Consider the following 21188-nt stretch of genomic DNA (forward strand, 5'->3'; position numbering starts at 1 on the left):
TGGCGCGCTTGGGTCCGAAAAATGCGGAAACAAGGTCGCTTGTGCCCCGCCGTCGGGTTCCCGAATCCAGGCAGCGCTCCGGGAAACTGACCCGCGACTGCTTGTTGTTCGTAATAGGAACAGGGCGCTGACGACCCGGCGAACTCCAAAGGAATAACGTAAACGATTTAAACCTTTTTGTATGATGGGCGTTGTTCGTTCTCCAGATCAGGAGACAGTCATGCAGATGAAATCGGAAATCGCCGGCAAGGCGGCCAAGCAGCGTCACATCCAGCGCAACATCGATGCCAAGGACAAATCGAAATCCAAAGCCAAACAACAAGGCGCCATGCAAGCGGGTGCCAGACAATATCCGGAGCCGCCCTTCCCGGAGCAGCACCAGCCAAAGCCTGGGAAAGAGTGGGCGATCGAGCCGGCCCCGCTTTACGACGCGCCTTACTATCTCGGATCAAAAAAGCTCGACGGCAAAGTGGCCCTGATCACCGGCGGCGATTCCGGCATCGGCCGTTCGGTGTCGGTTCTGTTCGCCCGCGAGGGCGCCGACATTGCGATCGTCTATCTGGCCGAGGACAGGGACGCCAGGGCGACAAAGTCCGCCGTCGAGGCGGAGGGACGGCGCTGTATCCTGGTGAAGGCCGACGTCAGCGAACGCGACGAATGCCGCAACGCGGTGGCGCAAACGGTCAAGGCATTCGGCCGCATCGACGTGCTGGTCAACAATGCGGCATTCCAGATTCATTCAAGCGAGTTCGCAGAACTGACCGAAGAGCATTTCGACACGACGCTGAAGACCAACCTCTACGGCTATTTCCATATGGCACAGGAAGCCGTGCCGCATATGAAGCCGGGCTCGGCCATCATCAACACCGGTTCGGTCACCGGCATAGACGGGTCGAAGGCGCTGGTCGACTACTCCATGACCAAGGGCGGCATCCATGCCTTCACCCGCGCCCTTTCCGGCAATCTTCTCGGCAAGGGCATCCGGGTGAACGCGGTTGCACCGGGTCCGGTATGGACCCCGCTCAACCCTTCGGACAAGGAGGCCGGTGACGTTTCAAAGTTCGGCGCGGACACACCGATGAAGCGGCCGGCGCAGCCGGAAGAACTCGCACCGGCCTATGTGTTTCTCGCCTCGCCACATTGCTCGAGCTACATCACCGGCGAGATACTGCCGGTCGTCGGCGGATATTGACAGAGAGGCGATTGCCTCGACTGATCGGCAGTGGTCGGTCGATGTGGCAGGCAGCGACCCGGCGAAAAGTCGGTGATATGTACTTCATAGCCTTGGCGACGGATGGCTCTTGAGCACGCCTTTCACGCGCTGGCCTGTTCTTGGCTAGCAACTATGTCCATCTCGCTGGAACTACCCCAAGCGCCGCCGTGAAGCAGTTCCGGGGAGCCATCGAAGGCTTCGTCTACGATTCCAGGGAGGCTCCGAAGACCACACAGTGCTCATGAGCAAGCATCTGAAAAAAGATGTTCGATCACGTGGCCGCAATGGCTGTCCACGCGGATCAGGGATTTAGGAGTGACAAGTGACACCCGTGAGAACGCTGCTGCTTCGATGAGCCTTTCTAGTCACCCGGCAATATGAGATCCACGAAAACACCCATCTCGGCCTCGCGGGACGTCTGATGCCACAAGTGTCCTGGCCAATTGGTAAGTTCGGCTCAGCCAGGCTTGGCTGATTTCCGGCAGCTGAGAAATCGGTAGATATTTGGAATGAGAACTGGCTTGTCTGGATCGTTTTTGAACCCGTTGAAACACTCGACCTTGGTTGCGGGGGCCAGTTCCCGATAATCAATTGAGATTTAGAGCCGGCAGGTTTCATGCTAATGGAAGACAGGGCCTAAGCATTTCATTGATTCGATGGCCCCTTTCCCTGGTGACCGACGGCACACCCCGTGCCCCCCGCCCGCAGCCGTCGGTTGCCGATTTTGCTCTAGGCGCACCTCTTTTCCCGCACAGCGAGCACACCTAGGGCCACTCCTCCGAATAATTTGATTGCAGGAACTTCCGGACCCAGGCGTAAGTTAGGAACTCACTAACATAAGGATGCACGGGAATGAGGTTCGTCGTCATTAAGATCCGACTGATCAATGGCTGGTGTTCGACCAATTCACCAATCTGCCTGCCCAAGTGGGTAACCGTCTGTTGATCGGGCTTTCGTAAGCATAAGCCGAGTGGCTTGCCTACGAGCTCAATATCCAAGAGCCGTCGTCGCAGTTGTGTATGGGACCTGGATTTCGTCACCTTCTGTCAAATCATCTCCTCAACTGTCGATCTGCACGGCAAACGGGCAAAAGGATTGCCTTACCGGCCACCTATCTCTCGTCAATATTCCTCCCGATGCCGACGGGAACAGTAAGCCTGGTCCAAGCATCGCTGTAACTCGTTGAACGGTATGATCCAAAGCATCAAGACAGCGGGAAATCGACATAGGCACTGTCAAATTTTCTCGCCAATGGGACTTCCCGATGGTGCCATCGCCGTGCGCATCGAGGCCGCGCTCGCGAAGGCGCTAGCCTATTAAGGTATGCCAGATATTGAGACCGGGGGGACGAAAAAGCATCCGACCAAACGCCGCCCCTGACCGAGAGCGTCGCCCGTCGGAAAATGACGTCGCACTTCAGATGAATCGGCTTTCGGAACCGGATGAACACTTCGACAAACGCCAGCAGTATTCCTTCCCCCGCGCCAGACCTCAGCCGAAATGACGGTCGATCATAGTCAATAACAAATGATGGTTTTCGGCCTTTCCCATGGCTGAATTCTTTTAGGAACAAGTCGTCTCGCATCGAGTTGAGGCTGACCAACCCACCAGGAGATTCGAGACATGGCGACCACGAAAACGGCCTCGAAGAAGGGCCTGAATGAACTTTTTCACGACACGTTGAAGGACATCTATTTCGCTGAGAAGAAGATTCTGGCGATGCTTCCCAAGATGGCCAAGGCGGCGCAAAGCAATGACCTAAAGGCTGCCTTCGAAAAGCATCGCGGCCAGACCGAGGAGCATGTCGCACGCCTCGAGGAGGTGTTCGAGGTGATCGAGAAGAAGCCGGTCGGCAAGACGTGCGCCGCCATTGTGGGCATTGCAGAGGAAGGCGCCGAGATCATGGAAGAATACAAGGGCTCGCCGTCGCTCGATGCCGGCTTGCTGGCGGCGGCGCAAGCGGTCGAGCACTATGAAATCTCGCGCTATGGCACGCTCAGAACCTGGGCCTCCGAGCTCGGTCTTACCGAGGCAGTCAATCTTCTCGACAAGACGCTGGGCGAGGAGAAAGAGACGGACGCCGTGCTCACCCAGCTTGCCGAATCCGCCGTCAACGTCGCCGCCGAAGCGGCCTAGGGCGGAGGCGGAGTCTCCCCTCAACTCTGTCGTCCCCGAGCCCCGACATTCACATCCTTGGAGCTCACGCCTGCAATCGAGATCATGGTATGGAAAAAGCATTCAACCGTATGGCGGAGGCCGTCGCGCACGCCACCGGCAGGCCTTGGGCTTTCGCCCTTTGCCTGGTCTCGGTTCTGATCTGGGCAGCAACCGGGCCGATTTTTCATTATTCCGAAACCTGGCAGCTCGTCATCAACACCGGCACCACGATCATCACGTTCCTGATGGTGTTCCTGATCCAGAACACCCAGAACCGCGACGGGGCGGCCATTCAGGCCAAGCTCGACGAGCTGATCCGTTCGGGCCGAGCCAAGAACGACTTTATCGGTATCGAGCACCTCACGGAGGCCGAGGTCGACGAGTTCCGGGCCCGCTGCGCCGAAGCAAAGAGAAAGCGTGTGGCCAGGGCCTAAGAGCGGTTTTCGGCGTTTCACGGAAACTCACGGAATCGCCGAACCGCTCTATCTTTGTCTTGACCCAATTCCGGACGGAGGACCGGTTCACACTTTTCCCGGAATTGCTTAAGCATGCGGTGTGACGACACCGCCAATCGGACCACGGATCGGCCACGGTCCGATAGCCGCTTGCGCAAGGTTCGACGGTAGTCTTCCGAAATGATCAACTGCCGGAAGGCTTGGGCCGACTCGTTAAGGGTGACATCGGGTAGGGCATCCAATCGAGGCCTCAACGACGGCACTCACCCGTGAGGGAAGCGTTCCGCAGATCGCCCATGTCCCGCGGAACGTCTGTCGCGATTGATCGGAATCAAAGCCGGCGCAAGAATTCGGCACATTCTGCGAACATGTGGCAGCCAATCGTCACCGCACCATTTTCACGGATTCTGGAACTGGCAGTTCTGGACGAAGAAGGCGCGCACTCGCTTGTGTTTCCGTGTGAGCGAACCGAAATGGGATGGAGGAATGCCATCATCGGGGTTCCAGTCGATATTCACCCGACCCACTGGCGCGATTGGATTGAGCAGAAGCGGCCAGCAAACGATTCACCAGCTGGCGCTGATGACGGGCGAGCTTCAAATTAGAACCTGCCAAAGCTGCGAGATAACAGGTAGGCCGAATGTCTGCCAAATTTGGGGTAAAGGCTGCGGTATTCGGGAGAAATTCTCTGCCGGCACTCACCCGGGCGAGATCGCAGACGCGATCCAAGGCACGGGAACTGGCGAGGGCTCACACCAACTCGGGGGTCAGGGTCGGTGATGTCGCCGATATTCTCGAAGAGGAGAGCTTGGCCGCTGGCATCATTCTGCGACGCGCTCTCCTCGAGAGGTGTCGAGGTGATCAAGACAAGCGGCGACTATCACTTTGATGGCAACTATGCCCGTTTGGCCGAGCAGATCCTGGCTGGTTTCAACAGGAGGGTCGCTGCCAGGATGTAGCGCTCGTCGACAGCACACCGGGCTGGAGTCCGACGCAGCCACGCGGCAAACGCGGCCACGGCATGATCGCAGCACTTCTGTTGCTATTCACATTCGAGCACGGGAAGCAACTCAGCAATGGAAGATTCCGACCGTCGCGGCAGTCGTCAGCATGCGATCATCTCAAGGGAACGCCTGGATAGATTATTCAGCCAACGTTACGAAATATTCATGCAATGGCAATGACGTCGTAATGTGCGCCTCTCTATTCTTTTCAGCACGACGCCCTTTCAGGGCGAGGTTATTGATAGAGGATGCGAAATCATGAAAACCTTCTCCAGTGTATCTTCCAGCACCCGCAAACGCTTGATGGCTACCGCTGCTTCCCTGGCTATTACCGGGGCGATCGGCTTAGGCGCCCTTGCCACGGGTACAGCACCCGTTCTGGCCGATGCCGTACACGTCCAGACCGCGCAGGTCCCCGGCTTCGCCGATCTCGTGGAACGCGTTTCGCCTGCCGTGGTTAGTGTCAGGGTCAAGGCCAAGATTCAGCCGACGGCCGACAATGGCTCCGACTGGGGTTCCGAGGGAATGGACAATCTTCCCGACAATCCGCAACTGCGACGCTTCTTCAAGGAGTTCCGCGGCTTTGGCGGCCAGGGAGGCCAGCAATTCGGCATGCGGCCTTTCGACCATCGCGACCATGGCGAGCCGCGCCCGATCGCTCAGGGGTCCGGCTTCTTCATCTCCGAGGATGGCTATCTGGTCACCAACAACCACGTCGTGTCGGAAGGCTCTGACTTCAGCGTAGTCACCGACGATGGCAAAGAATTGGACGCCAAGCTCATCGGCGCAGACCCGCGCACCGATCTGGCCGTACTGAAGGTCGACGGCGGCGGCAACAAGTTCACCTATGTCGACTTCGCCGACGACTCCAAAATCCGCATCGGCGACTGGGTGGTCGCCGTAGGCAATCCGTTCGGCCTAGGCGGCACCGTCACCGCAGGCATCGTCTCGGCTCGCGGCCGCGACATTGGGGCCGGTCCCTATGACGACTTCATCCAGATAGACGCCCCGGTCAACCGCGGAAATTCGGGCGGCCCGACCTTCGACCTCAACGGCCAGGTGGTCGGCATCAACACCGCCATCTTCTCGCCCTCGGGCGGCAGTGTCGGCATCGCCTTCGACATCCCGGCCTCGACCGCCAAGCAAGTCGTCCAGGACCTGATGAAGAACGGCTCCGTCCAGCGTGGCTGGCTCGGCGTTGAGATCCAGCCGGTCACCAAGGACATCGGCGAGTCGCTCGGTCTGAAATCTGGCAAGGGTGCGCTGGTATCCAGCGCCCAGGACGCCGGTCCTGGCAAGAAGGCCGGCATCACGGCTGGCGACGTGATCACCCAGGTCGACGGCAAGGACGTCGCGTCGCCGAAGGAACTCGCCCGCATGATCGGCGCCTATGCGCCCGGCAAGTCGGTCGACGTCACCGTCTGGCGCAACGGCAAGAACGAGACGGTCAAGGTCGATCTCGGCACGCTGCCTTCGAGCAACAAGCAGGCCTCGGACGACAACAGCAAGCAGGTGGCCCCCGCCGCCAAGGCTGAGACGTTGACCGATCTGGGCCTCACCGTCACCAAGTCGGATGATGGCAAGGGCTTGGTGGTCACCGATGTCGATCCCGACGGGGCCGCTGCCGACCGCGGCGTCCAGCCCGGCGATGTCATCACCACGATCAATTCGGCCGCGGTGAACAGCACCGACGACGTCACCAAGGCGATGGCCGATGCGATGAAGTCCGGGCGCAAGGCAGTGCTGATGCAGATCACCCGCAACGATAGCAACCGCTTTGTCGCCCTGCCTGTTGCCAAGGGCTGACCCTGGTTCCACAACTGGGGATCAGTTTTGGAGACAGTTTGACCTTCCGGTGCGCCGGTTCCTCGGAGCCGGCGCACCGGAAGGGTGGGTTTCTTGGAGGGCGGAGGGCCGTGAGCAACCCTCACCGTTGAGTGCGGAGTGCTTTTTGCCTGGCCCACCTACCCTGCCAGTACCGCTGTTCTGGCCGAGAAAGAGGCACCTCGAACATGAGCCTGGAAATTGCGATCGGACCGCCGCGGTTGGCACTCAACGACGGCTTTGGCTTCTTGGTCACCGATCAGGATGGCCAGATCACCTGGCCCACACACCAAGGTCTGTATGCCTCGGATACCCGCCTGGTTTCCAGTTGGCAGCTCTATGCCAACGGAGAGCCTTGGGATCTGCTCAACTCCGGGAACATCACCCACTTCGCCGCCAAGATCTATCTCGTAAATCGGCCCTTCAAGACCGAAACCGGTCCAGTAGAGGCCGGTGATCTGGGGCTGACCCTCGGTCGGGCTCTGGGTCACGGTGGGTTGCATGAAGACTTTGACCTGGTGAATCACGGGACAGATTCGGTGCAATTCAATCTGGAGGTCGGCATACGTTGTGACTTCGCCGATCTCTTCGAAGTCGAGGCCGACTCAGTTGTTCGCCGTGGTCGGATCGCCACGAAATGGACGCCCGGAAGCGCGCGCCTTCGCACGTCCTACATCAACCAGGATTTCAGACGGGCTATCACCATCACGGTACACAGAACTCCAACGAAGCCTGTCTATGCCAACGGGAGGGTATCTTTCGACGTCAAGCTCGACCCTGGCGCGACCTGGCATGCTTGCCTGCTCTACGACTTTGGGCAAGGCAGGAAGAGGTCTCGTGCTCCACGCGCTTGCGTCGACAACTGCTTGGGTTCGAAAGCCGCAAAACGGGTCTCCGCCTGGCGCAGCATGGTATGCAAGCTGAGCACCCCGAATGGCGAATTCCAGCAGCTCTACAATCAGGCGATCGAAGACATGGCGGCACTTCGACTGCCGATCGAAGGCACGGACCAGCTCGAGTATGTTCCGGCCGCCGGTTTGCCTTGGTTCATCGGGCTGTTTGGTCGCGACAGTCTGATCGTCTCGCTTCAGAATGCCATTGTTTATCCTGATTTCGCGCGAGGTGCCCTGGATGTTCTAGCTCGCTTCCAGGCCACCTCACTGGACGACTATCGGGATGCGGAGCCGGGCAAGATCATGCATGAGCTTCGTACCGGCGAACTCGCACATTTCAATCTCATTCCACATACACCCTATTATGGCACTGCCGACGCAACGCCCCTCTATCTGATTGTGCTTCACAACGCTTGGCGCTGTACGGGGGATGACAGTTTGATAGAGCGGCACATCGAAACCGCCGAGAGGTGCCTGGATTGGATCGATCGCTATGGCGATCGCGACGGCGATGGGTTCCAGGAATATGGAACGCGCTCAAACGCAGGCTACGAGAACCAAAGCTGGAAGGACGCCGACGATGCCGTCGTCTATCCCGACGGCACTCCGGTCAAGGGACCGAAGGCTCTTTGCGAGTTGCAGGGCTATGTCTACGATGCCTGGCAGCGCATGGCTGAAATCTACGATGCCAGAGGCGACCATGATCGCGCCAGGCAGCTTAGGGCCAAGGCCAAAACGTTGTTCGAACGGTTCAACGACGTGTTCTGGGATCAGGCGTCGGGTTTCTATGCCTTCGCGTTGGATGGGAAGAAGAAACCGGTTCTGAGCGTCACCTCCAATCCCGGTCATTGTCTTTGGTCCGGTATTGTCGCACCCGAGCGGGCCGCCAGGGTGGTGCAGAGATTGATGATGCCCGACATGTGGAGCGGCTGGGGCATCCGGACGCTTTCGGCCGAACATCGAGCCTATAATCCGCATTCTTATCAAAGAGGCTCCGTCTGGCCCCATGACAACGGGCTGATCGCGCTCGGTTTTCGGCGCTATGGATTTTTCAAAGAAGCTGCTCGTATCGCCGGAGACGTGAGCGGTGCAGCGAGCTACTTCATGCAGCATCGCATGCCCGAACTTTACGCCGGGGCGACGCGGACGCCTACGACGTTTCCAGTCCAGTACAAGAGGGCGAACGTTCCGCAGGCATGGGCTGCAGGCTCATGCTTCTCCTTTCTACAGGCGATCGGCGGGATCCAACCGGACGCTGCGAACGGGAGGTTGTACATCGACCCGAAACTGCCCGACTGGATGCCCGAGATGACCTTAAGGGATCTGCGACTGGGGAAGAACCTTCTCCACCTTCGGTTTTGGCGCGCTGGCGCTCACACGCGTTGGGAAGTATGCGATGGGGATGCTTCGCTGGTGGCAACGCGCAGTTCCGCGACAGGCCCGAGCCTGTCAGGCATCTGCCATGCGACCTAATGCATATCCTTCAAAGTGCGCAGTGGTTTTGGAAAAAGATTCCTAAAACCACTGACCCCAAGTAAAAGCATCAGCCCGATAGGGTTGATCGGCTTCCTAAGTGTGCCGCGCCGGGGCGATTACGAGGCCAAAGAGCAGACGGGGGCGCGTAAACCTCACTTCATACGCTGAATCGGTCTGGCGCAAAAGCTTGATAATACACGGGATCGCCTCGCCCGGCGATCAGGTCGGCGACAAGGCGCGCCGTGATCGGCGCCAACGTCAGCCCTAGATGGCCGTGGCCGAACGCATGGACGACGCCTGGGCTACGGCGGGACCGGCCGATGACCGGACGCGAGTCCGGCAGCGACGGCCGGAAGCCCAGCCATTCGGAGGATGGCCGGCCAAGCTCGGGAAAGAATTGCCGCACACCGCGATCCAGCAGCGCCAGCCGGCGCGGATTTGGCGGCGCCACTAGCCCCCCGAGCTCGACCGTACCAGCAATGCGCAGCCTGCCGTCCATCGGCGTCATGTAGAATCCCAGATCGATCGGACACACGGGTCGGTTGAGGAGCGGCGTGTCGGTGGGAAATTCCAGGTGATAGCCGCGCTCGGTTTCCAGCGGGATCCGATCGCCGGCCTGCGTGGCAAGTGCCCGCGAGCGGGCACCAGCCGCGATCACGACCGTCCGCGCGGTGATGCCAAGCCCTGGGCCGCTCAGCCGAACCCCGCTGGCCTCCGCCGAGAGGCTCGCCACGTTCGCTCGCAGCAATTGGACGCCGCGGGCAGTCGCGGCGGCGGCTAGCCGCGCCAGCATGGCTTTCGGATCGCTGACATTGATCGAATCCGGGAAATACAGACCGCGGGCCTCGATGTCCGCCAGCCGCGGCTCCAGGCCCGCCACCTGTTCGGCAGTCAAGACCTCCTGGTGGACGCCAAGTTCCGCACGCAACCGGCGGCCGCGCCGGCAAAATCGCTCTCATGCCGATAGATGTACAGGCAGCCATTGCGGCGCATCAGGTCCTGCAGGCCAGCCTCCTGCACCATTTCCTCCCAAGCCGGCAAGGGCTTCTGCCAGCAGCCCGGCGAGCGCCAGCGCGTTGGCGCGGGTGGGCTCGGGGAACGACTGCCTGACAAAACGGACCAGCCAAGGCGCAAGCTGGAAAAGTGCTGCCCAGCGCAATGCGAATGGACTGTCGGGATCAAGAAGCAGCTTCGGCAGCGCGCGCAGCACGCCCGGGTTGCCGACCGGCATGCAGGCATATTCGGCGATCGTTCCGGCATTGCCGAACGAAGCGCCGGAACCTGGCTCGTTGGGATCGATGAGCACGACTTCGCGGCCTTCGCCGGCGAGCCGCAACGCCGTCGCCAGGCCGACGACGCCGGCGCCGACAACGGCGATTTCAACGCTGCTGGTTGTCGCCACCTGATATTCCTAGACGAAGCCGGGCAGTTGCAGATGGCCAGCGGCCAGCAATTCGGCCATCGTGGTAAGCGCCGTGCGCAAATCGTCCTGCGATCGCGCCGCGCCGACATTGATGCGCACGCCGTGCTGCACCGGTTCGCGCCCGACCGCGAAGGCGTCGCCGGGTAGAACGGCCACGCCCCGCTCGAGACAGGTGCGGGCGAAACCGGCCCCACGCCAGGGCTCAGGCAGACGCAGCCAGGCATGGGTCGAGGTCGGATGGCTCTGGATGTCGAAGCCCCCGAGGATTTCGCTTAAGACGGCCTGGCGCTGGCGCAATTCCTGCTTCTGGATTTCGATGATGCGCGCTGCCGCGCCTTCCTCGATCAATCTGGCGCCGATCAGCGCCGTCAGCGGGCTGATGCTCCAGCAATTGATACGCAGCGCCGCCGCGACCTGGCCAGCAATGGGACGCGGAGCGATGACGAAGCCGAGACGCAGGCCAGGCGCCAGGCATTTTGACAGCGCGCCGAGATGGATCGTCAGCTCCGGCTCGAGACTGGCGAAAGATGGCGGAGGATCGTCGGCCAGCTGCCGGTAGACGTCGTCCTCGATGATCAGCACATTGTGGCGGCGGGCGACTGCGGCGAGCTCGTGCCGGCGCTCATCGCTCAGCGTAATGGTCGTCGGGTTGTGCAGCGTCGGCACGAGGAAGACCGCGCGCGGACGCAATTGCGCGCAGGCAGCGTCGAAGGCCTCGGGCCGCATCCCGCCGCGGTCCATGGCGACGCCTCGCAGATCCAGCCCGTGCACGCGGCACAGCGCATTAATGCCCTGATAGGTCACCTCGTCGGCCAGCACCACCTCGCCTTGCCTGGCGACTGCGCCGAGCACGCAGTCGAGGCCATGCTGCGCGCCGGCGGCCAGCACAACGCGGCCGGGTTCGCCATCGCCGGCGACGGATTTCAGCCAGTCGGCAATCGCAGCACGCGCCCACAGCGGGCCTTCCGGCGGGTGGTAATCCTGCAGTGTCGGGCATGAACCGGTTGAGCGAATGTCTGCCTCGACGTCAAACTGCAAGGCCACATGCAACACCAAGTTACCCCATCATCGCGCCCGAAAGGATAGGCGGTGGTGATCGCCGTCTGGCAGGGACTCGCCAAGCATCAAGCAACGCCCTAACTGCTTGACGTGTGCGATGTCGCGACCTTCATAGCGAGACGAAAACGGCAAGGTCCACCCTTGCGTTGAAGTGGTCGAAGCATGGGGCGAATGGCATGTCCGCGTGGTCGAGGCCGACAAGGAACCGACCCTTACCTACGATATGGAATCCTTTGCCCTCGCGTATGCGGAAGGCCAGATTGAGCCACGAGGAACCTGCGCTGACCAATGACGTTTAGGCTCATCCGCGAGGAGCCCATGACGACGAAGTACCACATCGATGAAATGCAGGGTGACGAAGTTGTAGCCCTGCATATTGCCCACGGCGCGACAGCTTTGGAGGCTGTAAGCAAAGTTACGACCGGACCGTTCGTCGTCAGAACTGTGCAGGCTCATTGGTTCCGGGTGGCGGATGAGGGGCGGCGAGAAGTTTTCAAGTTCGCGGTCGAAAGAGACTAATTAAGCTTGCGCTAATACTTGACAATGCAGCCCGGGCAATACGTGGGGGCGTCCGTCCACGCTCGCCGGGAAACTCTATCAGATCAGGGCTAGCCCTCCCAGAAATCCTTCAGCGTGGCGTGCGTAGCTTTTCCTCGCCCTTGAGGAACCGAACGCGTCCGACCAGCCCAGGCTTCAGCCACTCAGCCTTGGCCTTTTTCAGACCTGTCGGTGTCGGGCCGCCAATCTTGCCTTGCACCCGATCCCAGAGGCGTTGCCGCTTGTCTGCTTTGAACGCCACGAACGCGCCGCCGGCATAACGGCCGTTGTCGGCCATCAGCACCATCGCAGGCTTACCGGCCTCCCGTTGCACGCCGATGATGTCCATTTCCTTTTCGGTATAGCACTTGATCTTTCGCCAGTTCATCGTCGGACCACTGCGATAGCTGCTGCCCTTGCGCTTTGAAACCATGCCTTCCAAGCCGGCTTGGTCGACAAGATGATAGACGGCATCGCCCGTTCCCGGCATTGCTTCGCTGAACTGGATGCGGCCACCGGTCGGGATCAGTGCCTGGAGGATGTCGCGGCGGTCTTCCACCGGCATGTCGCGCAAATCGTGCCCGTTGAGGTGCAGAAGATCGAACGCCACCAGATACAGGTCGCGCAGGCGGCGAAGCCGAACTCTTTGCCGTTGTCGAAATAGAGCGACTGCGGCATGCCCCACGCTTCGATCATGGCTGCGATCACGTCGCGGTTTTGCACGCCGCCGCGCTTTTCGAAAAAGATCAGCCCCATCCAGAGGCGCCGCCCAGTCTAAGAAGCCGCTCAGTCTAGCAGTGGCGACTGTGCCGTCAGGACGACTGAGGTGAATGTCCCCAGGGTGAACATCGCCTACCACCAACTCTTGTACGAATATTACAATGTCCCCCAGTTCATGTACGATCGGCTGTTGGAAGCCTCCTCTATCGGACAATTCTTCAATGCTGAAATCAGAAACGCCTATCCCTGCAACCCGATCTGATCGGCCAGTTCTGGTCGGCGCCGGTGCAGTGAAGTGAATTTCCGATGTCCGCAATCGGGCCATTTGTAATGTAGGTCGAACGACTGGCTCGAAGGTGCATTGCCGCCGCCAGCTAACAACCGCTACGGATGAGGAAGGACAAGCAGTGCGCTGGAAGGCGTCAGGCCTCTGTTCACTTGCTATGCGCCCAAATGTGCATATATTGTGCGTATGGTCGGAGATTTGTCATGACTCACGCACAGCTGGCATCGTCGAAAGTGGTCTCAGGCTTCGTCGACAGCCTGCAGGAGCCGCGCACACCTTATATCTCGCCGAAGCGCCTGTCGCAGGCGCTCGGCGTGAAGGTGGCCAACCTCGCCCAGTTGACTGGTGTCCACCGCAACACGCTGCGCAATCCCGCATCGGAGCGCCTGCAGGGCCGGATGCGCGAGATGGTGAAAGTGATCTCGGCCGCGACGGAACTCACCGGCGACGTCGACAAAGCGATTTACTGGTATCGCAACGAACCGATTGCCGATTATGGCCATCGCACGGCGGCCGAGCTCGTCGCGGACGGCCAAGTTGAAGCAGTCCTAGCCTTCATCCGGGATCTCGAGAACGGGGCGCGCGGGTGAAGGTCACCCGCGTCGGGCCGGACGAGATCTTCCATCGCTATCTGCCAACCTTTCGCAAGGATTTGACCCGGACATCTGGGATAGTGCGTGGAAGGAATGGGATTGTGCATGGCGCCAGATCGCGCGCATCGACAAGAAAATCCCGCCATCGTGGAAGCTCGCGGACGTGGTCATCACGGCCGGGCTGCGCGGTATCTTGTTCCCGTCGCTGTGTCACGCCGGCGGTACCAATCTGGTGATCTTTCCGGCCAATCTTGTCGACGGCGATCGTGTCGCGGTTCACGATCCTGATCACCGGCTACCGCACGACCAGTCGTCCTGGCCCTGAGTGATCGCCTGTCTTTGTGGTCGCAGCGCGGCAAGCCCCGCTGATGACACCTCCTAGTCCTCAACGACATCGTCCTCGCCGCTAGGCAAGTCGGCAGGAATACCGCCGGCCAAGAGTTTCTCCTTCGACAGCAGCCCTGCGTCCTCGAGCGCCTCGAAATCCGGCAGCTGGCGCAGCGTGTCGAGCCCGAACTGCGACAGAAAAGTCTTCGTCGTCACATAGGTGTAGGGCGCCCCCGGCTGCGGGCTGCGCGGCCCCGAGGCGATCAGCTCCTGTCGCCGTAGCACGCCGATCAGATCACGCGAGACCTCCTTGCCGAAGAAGGAAGACAGCTCGCCACGCGTGATCGGCTGGAAATAGGCAATGCACATTAGCACGAGCGCCTCCGACTGCGACAGTTCTTTTGTCCCCTTCCCGGCCGTGCCAAAGGCGGCGTGGATGATGTCGCCAAAGACCTTTTTCGTCCGGTGCTGCCAGCCGCCGGCGACCGACACCAGCTCGTAGGGGCGGCCTTCGAGCTCGGCGCGGATGTCGTCGATGATCAGCTCGAGTTTGCAGTTCTTCCCCACCACGCGCGCTAGGACACTTCGCGTCACCGGTTCGCTGGCGGAAAAAATCACCGCCTCCACCCGGCCCATCCATTCACGCCAGCGCAGTTCTGGCGGCAGGTGATCGAGCTCGGTGTCAAGCAGCGCCGGCTGATCGTTCGGCTTGTGGCGGGCAGAGGCTTCGCTCATCGCTAGAGTCCAAACAGCCGGAAGGTGGGACGGCCGGAAAGCTCGCGCACGGCCTCCAGTTGCTGCAGCCGTTCGAACAGCCGCCGCGATGCAAAGCGCGACAGATCCTTCGTCGTCAGCGATCCAGAGACGGCGTCTTCGTTGAGCAGCAGGAAGATCACCTCGCCGGCACCCTTGGCGCGCAGTTTCGGCGTCACCGCCAGGAGTTTTGCGGCGCGGAGCGACAACTCGTCAGCCAGCCGGCAGGCCTGCGCCGCCGCTTGAACGAGCGCCGCGCAGACCGCGCGCTCAAAATCTTTCTCCGCGGGTCGGATGCGCTTGGCGCCGACGGCCTCTGCGCGGAAAGACGGGCCAAAGGCCTGCGCCATCAGGAGCGGCAGCGGCCGCGGCCAGCGCAGGCATTGCGCCAGCACCAGGTCGGCGAGCCACCAAGCCAAAAGCTCGGCATCGGGGCGCATGGTGACGACGCGGACGGCGATCGCCGCGGCGGCGAACGGCGCCGGCCGCCGCGAGCGCGCCAGGTCGTCGATGTGTTCACAAAGCGCGGCCAGCGCCTCGACATCCCAATGGAGGCCAAGCTGGTCGACTATCTTCCCGAGCCGGTCAGGCGTAGCGACCGGCGGCTGCCCGGCCAACTGCCGCCAGGCGCCAAAAATGGTGCCGGCGGGTCCAGGGTCAGCCCCGGCCTGGCGCAGATACCAGGCGTCGCGCAAGGCGGCCGCGTCCTCGGCGCGGCCGGCGAGCCGCATGCCGGAGGCGGCGCAATCGAGCGCCAGCCGCTGCCGCCACGCGCCGGCCCAGGCAGGCTGCGCGCGGGCCAGCGGATCGAGGACACCCAGCGCGGCGCCAGCCCGGAAGGCGGCCTCGCCGTCGCGCGGCGCGCCTGCGCTTGCAATCGCCCAGGCCGGAACGGAGGGCGGCGCAGAGGAGCTGGCGGTCGCGGGATCAAGGCGAATCATGATTGTGGAGGGTAAAGCGCTCGTGCGCTTTGTGCCATGAATTTTGCACCAAAACGCACAGCATGTCGCGGAGATAAAACGAACGATAATCTTGCATTATCACTCGTTTGCTCTTTATAAGAGAAATGGCCATTTTCGTCGAGCAAAGCCCCGAAAACCGTGCTGGGCACCGCTCTGCTGACCAGAGAGAAGGGCCGCAGGGGTCGTGCATTCCCGCATCGGATAGAGTATATAGGCTGAAGGTAGACAATTAGGAACCAAGGTACCCTCAAATGGCCCTCAGCATCAAGGATCGGGAAACGGAACTTCTTGCCCGCAAGCTCGCCCAACGCACGGGTGAGACCATCACCATTGCCACCAAGCGAGCGCTCGAGGAGCGACTGCGCAGGACGGGCTCTGCTGCGCGCAAGGCAGCGCTGCTGGAAGATCTGGAGGCAATTCGCAAGCGCTTGAACGCGCTGCCGATTCTCGACGAGCGAACGCCCGATGAGATCATGGGCTATGACGAGAACGGAATTCCGTCCTGATGGTTATCGATGCTTCCGTGATTGCCGCAATCGCGTTCAATGAGCAGGAAGCCAGCGGTCTCCATGAGAAAATCGCCGACGATCCTGTTCGCCTGATTTCGGCTGCGACGGTGCTTGAGGCAGCCATGGTCATCGAGGCGCGCCTCGGAGAAGCAGGCGGAGCGGATTTTGACCTTTGGCTTCACAAAGCCGAGGTCGGCATCGTGGCCGTGACCGCGGAGCACGCGGACCAGGCTCGCCGTGCCTGGCGCCGCTTTGGCAAGGGACGGCATCCAGCGGCGCTCAATTACGGCGACTGCTTCTCTTATGCCCTGGCCAAACTCACCGGCGAACCGCTGCTTTTCAAGGGCGATGATTTCTCCCGAACGGACATCAAGGCGGCATGAGGATGGCTGATAACGGTCACGGATCACCGGCTTTCGGCGACGACGACATGCCCGACATCGTCGACGTCGTCATGGAGATGGGCCGCGCGCCGGAGGATCCCGCAGCCGACACCCCCTCCCCTTCCCTTCCGGCCGTCCGACCGGAGCCGCGCGTTTCGGCGCATCTGGAGCGCCTGGCCGACCGCGCCCGGAACTATGTCGAGGCAGCAAGCTCGGCCAACACCCGGCGCGCCTATGCGACCGACTGGAAGCATTTTGCGAGCTGGTGCCGCCGCCAAGGCATTGAGGTGTTTCCGCCTGATCCGCAGGTCATCGGGCTTTATATCACCGCCTGCGCGTCGGGTGCCGTCACGGGCGACAAGAAGCCGAACTCCGTGTCCACGATTGAACGGCGCCTCGCCTCCCTAACGTGGAACTATGCGCAGCGCGGCCAGCCGTTGGACAGAAAAGACCGCCATATCACCACCGTCATGGCCGGTATCCGCAACACACACGCTTCCCCACCCCGGCAGAAGGAAGCGGTTTTGCCGGAGGATCTGATCGCCATGCTGGAGACACTGGATCGCGGGACCCTGCGCGGACTGCGCGATAGGGCGATGCTGCTACTCGGGTTTGCCGGCGGACTGCGCCGCTCCGAAATCGTCGGCCTCGACGTGGCCAGGGACCAAACTGAGGATTCGTCCGGTTGGATCGAGATTTTGGACAACGGCATTCTGGTGACCTTGCGTGGCAAGACTGGTTGGCGCGAAGTTGAGATCGGCTTTGGGTCGGCCGACAGCACCTGCCCCGCGGTTGCTTTGAAGACCTGGCTGAAAATGGGGCGTATCGCGCACGGGCCTGTTTTTCGGCGCGTCACCGGCCAAGGCAAGGCCGTCGGCGCCGAACGGCTGAACGCCCAGGAAGTGGCGCGGTTGGTCAAGCGCGCGGCAATGGCCGCAGGCGTGCGGGGCGATCTGTCCGAAAGCGAGCGAGAAATGAAGTTTTCAGGCCATTCGCTGCGCGCCGGTCTGGCCTCCTCGGCCGAGGTCGACGAGAGATACGTGCAAAAGCAGCTTGGCCATGCATCCGCCGAGATGACCCGCCGCTATCAGCGCCGGCGTGACCGTTTTCGTGTCAACCTCACCAAGGCAAGCGGATTGTAGGCCGGTATAAGCCCCCTCCCCTGCCCTTCCATGAGCCTACTATGACCAAGACAACTGGTCCTTCGGCAACCGGCCGCTCGGATCGAAGACAGTTACTTTATGCGGGAGGTCCGGACCCCACTCCCACAGGACCAGGTTACGATCCTCGTCCTGGGCACTTGGCGCGAAGCTCGGGACCACAATTCCGGCAATATCGCGAGACCGCAGCCGGTCGTAGATGGACCAGGACGCCGGGCGCTCTGCGTCGCCTAGAGCCGTCGCCCAGGCGCAGGCCATGTCCTCGAGCGCGATGGCGAATTCTCCCCTGGCCTGTTCGGTTGTCAGATCCACGATGTCGTCGCAGTCGATCTCATAGGAGCAAAGGACACAGGGATCGATCCGGTGCGCAAAGCCCTGGTTGGCTTCCTTGACCGCAGTCATGATTGTCAGCCCGAGATAAAGCGCCGGCACGCCTTTAGGGTTGAACCGGACGCCTCTGATCGCCGCTCCATCACCGGAAGTCGGCTTGAATGCCCAGCGTGGATCGTGCGCCCTGTAACAGGTTCTGACGAACCTCACGCAAAACCGCCAACGGCCATGTGATCGAGATAATCACGGACCGCGGCGGCCTTGCCATCCTTCACCAACGCTTCGGCGGTGCGTCCGCCAAATGCCGCAAGCGGCTGAGCCCGATACCAGGCCATTGCCTGTTCCTTGCCGCCCGCCCAATCCGTCACGCGGCTGATGATCTCGAGCATTTCGCGCAGACGCCCCTGGGTCTTTGTCGCAGCGCTGCGCTCTGAACGATAGACTGTCTCACGCGCAAGACCGGCGGTCTGGGCCAACTGACTCTTGGACATCCCAAAACCATCCGCGACCTGCTCGATCGCAATCTTCCCGTTCCGATCCATATAGGACAAGACGAGCGGCCTATTCTGCTCGGCTGTCTTGAGTGCATGCCCCATAGTGTTCATCCACCATATCAGGAGTCATATTTCTTGTGCAAAAGGTATGGCATTTATGGACAGCTTTCAAGCCCGGGAGCCCGCCGACCGTAGGTGGCTGCACGCCGTCACCTACTCAGGTGCCCTTGAGCAGCGCCGATCAACCCTGAGCCCCGAACCCTGTACCTCACTCATGCCGTCATCCTGGTTGCCGGACCATTGGCCTTGAGCGCGGCCATCAGCATCGGTCCGACCGAGAACTGCCCTGCCCGAGCCTTTTCCGTCAGCACACGCAGATAGCCACCGGCCGAATTGATGTGCTGTGCCCGTTGCAGAATACACGCAATCACAATCGCGGCGACTTCCTGACCCATCACATGGCAAGCCTCCTCATAGGCCGACGGTGAAACACCAAGGTAGCCGCGCACCTGGGCCGCGGTGAGCATCAAATCGCGCCAGCTGGCGATGCCGTTGGCCGCATACTCCACAATCTCCGGGCAGGCCTTCAGCACCAGTCCAATCGGATAGCTTTTCAACCGCTCGTCCGGTGCCGGTCTTGGCTCGACGGCCGCCCTGCTTTTTTCGAAAGCCGGTTCAAATACAAAAATGGAGTCTGTGTTTGAATCAGATTGCTGCCGCTCACTTTGGGACTCATTGCCGCCGGGATTCGTGGAATTTGCGAAGCTTTCCAGCATCCTATCCACTTCATCATGGAGCACGGTCATCTCGCCGACGATCGCTTCCAGCTGTGGCAGCCCTGCCCGGCGCGGAATTGCATCCACGATGGACCGAAACCGCCTCCAGACGCCGCCCCAGTCGCCAGAAACCCCTTCCTCGACCGCCGCCTCGACCAGCTTCTGGATGTCCCTGCGATGCAGCGTGATCCGCTCCCGCATCAATTTCAGCGCCAGACATTCGGCGCGGACCTGCTCGGCGGCGCGCTGAAACTCCGAGGCCCGTGTCAGCAAAGGCGCCAACGAGAACCCGAAGACCTCCAGGACAGCACCGCCCTGCCCCTTGCGAGCGAATCTTTTGCCGTTCGGACTATCGCGGCGTATGATCAGGCCGCAACTCACGAGCTCGGCCAGGTTCCTTCTCAGCGTTGAATCGGCCATGCCGTGCGCCCGCAAAGATAGCTGTGCATTCGACGGGAAGACCATCAAACCGTTTTCCTCGCTGATCTGGTCGTCAGGATAGAACGTCAAAAGCCCGCTCAGCACCGCCAGCGCACGATCACCAACGCCAACGATAGACTTGCCCTCGCATAGCCACCGGTAGACCTGCCATTTCTCAACGGCGGCCCCCTCCGGAATCTGCCGTGACGCGGCGTTGGCCTTCACCAAGGCAAGCGTCATCGGCCGCCGCCCAAAGGGCGTCGTCGCAAACCCACTCTCCATTTCCCTCACCTTTCACGAAGGCAAAAGAAACCTGCTCGCCGAAACGGCGCCACGACTCTTGACAGTGATTCGGGGAAGTGCGATTCTCAGCTTGCTACAGACGAGAAGGGCTTCCGCGACGGCGACGTTCGGGGGCCTTTTTCTTTTGCGGTTTCAGTCTCCCGTTTTCTTTGACATTTCCGATTGCCGGAAAGCTTCGAAAAGCTCGTCAAGCCGTTCGGTGATGAAAGCACCGAATGGCGAGGCTTCCCTCGCTTTCAGGGCAAGCGTGAACACTTTTCCAGTGTCGGTGATCTTGGCCCGCACCGACTTGTCCCGCGGCGCCCAGGCCGTGTCTCGTGTCTTCGTCGCAGCCGGCGAACGTTTCGCCGGCGCGCTCAGGAAGTCGAAAAGAAGCGCAAAACGTGCGTCACTGCTTGGCGCCGCGAAATCGGCGCTCTTCACATACTCACCCGCCCTGCCCGCGTTCCCCGGATGCTCCATGAGCTTGGCCAGTTGCCACCATCTGTCCCGCCCGACGGCCTTGGCCGCGCCAACCGCCACAATGACTGGCTCGGGAATATTGCCGGTCACGGAGCGCATCTTCGAGAAGGTCGTGTCATCGAGTGCCAAAGCGGACTTCACCGTGTCCGACGTGTGGCCGCGCTTGAGAATGCGATCGGCAAACAGGGTCCTTTCGATGAAGGACAGATTGGCCCTGGCGGCATTCTCCTGGCCCTGGGCGATAACATGGTCCTCGTCGCCCATCTTCTTGACGACGGCGCGGACCGGCCTTCCCAGTTGGCGGGCAACCTTGACGCGGCGATGGCCGAATACAGTCTGGAAGCGTCCCGAAACCTCCGGATGCGGTCTGACCAGGACCGGCGAATCTTGGCCTCTGTCGCGAATTGCCGACAGCAACTCCTGATACGCCTGGTCGTCTTCGTCCAGGCGGTCCGAGACGAAAGAGGTGTCAACCATGGCAGGATCGAGATCGACGACCGAACTCTTGGAGAGCTCCTCGAAGGATTGCATGATCGAACGGGAGGCACCACGAACGGCATACCCCGATACATCCTTGTTATCGGCCACCGCAGCGACGGGCCCCATCACACTGCCGAAAATATCCTTACGGGCCATTCAACCGCCTCCGTGCGCGGCTAGCGATCTGAT

At 61.1% G+C, this 21188-nt stretch carries 19 protein-coding genes and 1 pseudogene; 11 read left to right on the forward strand and 9 right to left on the reverse strand.

All coding sequences use genetic code 11. From position 1 onward, the window contains the following. Positions 1-220: 220 nt before the first annotated feature. From FJV80_RS22745 to FJV80_RS22775, 5 genes are all read left to right on the forward strand, one after another. Complete coding sequence (locus FJV80_RS22745; RefSeq protein ID WP_095794086.1) at positions 221-1192, forward strand: SDR family oxidoreductase; 972 nt, start codon at positions 221-223, stop codon at positions 1190-1192. A gap of 1644 nt (positions 1193-2836) precedes the next feature. After that, positions 2837-3349, forward strand: a complete 513-nt coding sequence (locus FJV80_RS22750; RefSeq protein ID WP_142877466.1) for a ferritin-like domain-containing protein — start codon at positions 2837-2839, stop codon at positions 3347-3349. An 89-nt stretch (positions 3350-3438) separates the two neighbouring features. Beyond that, positions 3439-3804: a low affinity iron permease family protein gene (locus tag FJV80_RS22755; protein ID WP_142877467.1), complete on the forward strand. Its 366-nt coding sequence runs from the start codon at positions 3439-3441 to the stop codon at positions 3802-3804. 1283 nt (positions 3805-5087) lie between these two features. Next, positions 5088-6635 (forward strand): Do family serine endopeptidase, encoded by a 1548-nt coding sequence (locus FJV80_RS22770; RefSeq protein WP_095789972.1) that lies wholly within the window; start codon positions 5088-5090, stop codon positions 6633-6635. Between the two features lie 206 nt (positions 6636-6841). After that, positions 6842-9019, forward strand: coding sequence for a glycogen debranching N-terminal domain-containing protein (locus tag FJV80_RS22775; RefSeq protein ID WP_095794085.1), 2178 nt, complete (start codon positions 6842-6844; stop codon positions 9017-9019). A gap of 160 nt (positions 9020-9179) precedes the next feature. Here the strand turns inward: FJV80_RS22775 and FJV80_RS22780 are convergent. Further along, positions 9180-10424, reverse strand: a pseudogene (locus FJV80_RS22780) (FAD-dependent oxidoreductase). Positions 10425-10433: 9 nt separating this feature from the next. Next, on the reverse strand, positions 10434-11489 hold the full coding sequence (locus FJV80_RS22785; RefSeq protein ID WP_246689020.1) for a PLP-dependent aminotransferase family protein: 1056 nt from the start codon (positions 11487-11489) through the stop codon (positions 10434-10436). A gap of 333 nt (positions 11490-11822) precedes the next feature. Between FJV80_RS22785 and FJV80_RS22790 the strand changes: the two genes are divergently transcribed. Next, positions 11823-12023: a hypothetical protein gene (locus tag FJV80_RS22790; protein WP_095789988.1), complete on the forward strand. Its 201-nt coding sequence runs from the start codon at positions 11823-11825 to the stop codon at positions 12021-12023. Between the two features lie 109 nt (positions 12024-12132). Here the strand turns inward: FJV80_RS22790 and FJV80_RS22795 are convergent, their stop codons facing one another. Then, positions 12133-12726 (reverse strand): hypothetical protein, encoded by a 594-nt coding sequence (locus FJV80_RS22795; RefSeq protein ID WP_246689021.1) that lies wholly within the window; start codon positions 12724-12726, stop codon positions 12133-12135. A 524-nt stretch (positions 12727-13250) separates the two neighbouring features. Between FJV80_RS22795 and FJV80_RS22805 the strand changes: the two genes are divergently transcribed. Both FJV80_RS22805 and FJV80_RS35180 read left to right on the forward strand, forming a co-directional pair. Beyond that, positions 13251-13637 carry a hypothetical protein gene (locus tag FJV80_RS22805; RefSeq protein WP_095789990.1) on the forward strand — a complete coding sequence of 129 codons (387 nt, stop codon included), beginning with the start codon at positions 13251-13253 and terminating at the stop codon, positions 13635-13637. Between the two features lie 139 nt (positions 13638-13776). After that, positions 13777-13965, forward strand: coding sequence for an RES family NAD+ phosphorylase (locus tag FJV80_RS35180; RefSeq protein WP_348643988.1), 189 nt, complete (start codon positions 13777-13779; stop codon positions 13963-13965). A gap of 53 nt (positions 13966-14018) precedes the next feature. Here the strand turns inward: FJV80_RS35180 and FJV80_RS22815 are convergent, their stop codons facing one another. Both FJV80_RS22815 and FJV80_RS22820 read right to left on the reverse strand, forming a co-directional pair. After that, on the reverse strand, positions 14019-14702 hold the full coding sequence (locus tag FJV80_RS22815; protein ID WP_095793422.1) for an SMC-Scp complex subunit ScpB: 684 nt from the start codon (positions 14700-14702) through the stop codon (positions 14019-14021). Positions 14703-14704: 2 nt separating this feature from the next. Next, positions 14705-15661 carry a DUF1403 family protein gene (locus tag FJV80_RS22820; protein ID WP_142877469.1) on the reverse strand — a complete coding sequence of 319 codons (957 nt, stop codon included), beginning with the start codon at positions 15659-15661 and terminating at the stop codon, positions 14705-14707. A 272-nt stretch (positions 15662-15933) separates the two neighbouring features. Here FJV80_RS22820 and FJV80_RS22825 point away from each other — a divergent pair, with 272 nt between their 5' ends. The 3 genes from FJV80_RS22825 to FJV80_RS22835 are packed head-to-tail and all read left to right on the forward strand — an operon-like array spanning position 15934 to position 17716. Continuing rightward, positions 15934-16188 (forward strand): type II toxin-antitoxin system VapB family antitoxin, encoded by a 255-nt coding sequence (locus FJV80_RS22825; protein WP_095793421.1) that lies wholly within the window; start codon positions 15934-15936, stop codon positions 16186-16188. Then, complete coding sequence (locus FJV80_RS22830) at positions 16188-16574, forward strand: type II toxin-antitoxin system VapC family toxin (RefSeq protein ID WP_095789994.1); 387 nt, start codon at positions 16188-16190, stop codon at positions 16572-16574. Before FJV80_RS22825 ends, FJV80_RS22830 begins: the two co-directional genes overlap by 1 nt. Further along, complete coding sequence (locus FJV80_RS22835) at positions 16571-17716, forward strand: tyrosine-type recombinase/integrase (RefSeq protein ID WP_142877470.1); 1146 nt, start codon at positions 16571-16573, stop codon at positions 17714-17716. Before FJV80_RS22830 ends, FJV80_RS22835 begins: the two co-directional genes overlap by 4 nt. Before the next feature lie 39 nt (positions 17717-17755). Here the strand turns inward: FJV80_RS22835 and FJV80_RS22840 are convergent, their stop codons facing one another. From FJV80_RS22840 to repB, 4 genes are all read right to left on the reverse strand, one after another. Further along, entirely contained in the window at positions 17756-18274 is a 519-nt protein-coding gene (locus FJV80_RS22840) for an RES family NAD+ phosphorylase (protein ID WP_142877471.1), read from the reverse strand. Continuing rightward, positions 18271-18660 carry an MbcA/ParS/Xre antitoxin family protein gene (locus tag FJV80_RS22845; protein WP_095789997.1) on the reverse strand — a complete coding sequence of 130 codons (390 nt, stop codon included), beginning with the start codon at positions 18658-18660 and terminating at the stop codon, positions 18271-18273. Before FJV80_RS22845 ends, FJV80_RS22840 begins: the two co-directional genes overlap by 4 nt. Positions 18661-18830: 170 nt before the next feature. Next, positions 18831-20036 (reverse strand): plasmid replication protein RepC, encoded by a 1206-nt coding sequence (repC, locus tag FJV80_RS22850; protein ID WP_095789998.1) that lies wholly within the window; start codon positions 20034-20036, stop codon positions 18831-18833. 153 nt (positions 20037-20189) lie between these two features. Further along, positions 20190-21155, reverse strand: a complete 966-nt coding sequence (gene repB, locus FJV80_RS22855; protein WP_095774637.1) for a plasmid partitioning protein RepB — start codon at positions 21153-21155, stop codon at positions 20190-20192. Positions 21156-21188 lie beyond the last annotated feature (33 nt).

Source organism: Mesorhizobium sp. WSM4310 (assembly GCF_007003935.1).
Lineage (GTDB): Bacteria > Pseudomonadota > Alphaproteobacteria > Rhizobiales > Rhizobiaceae > Mesorhizobium.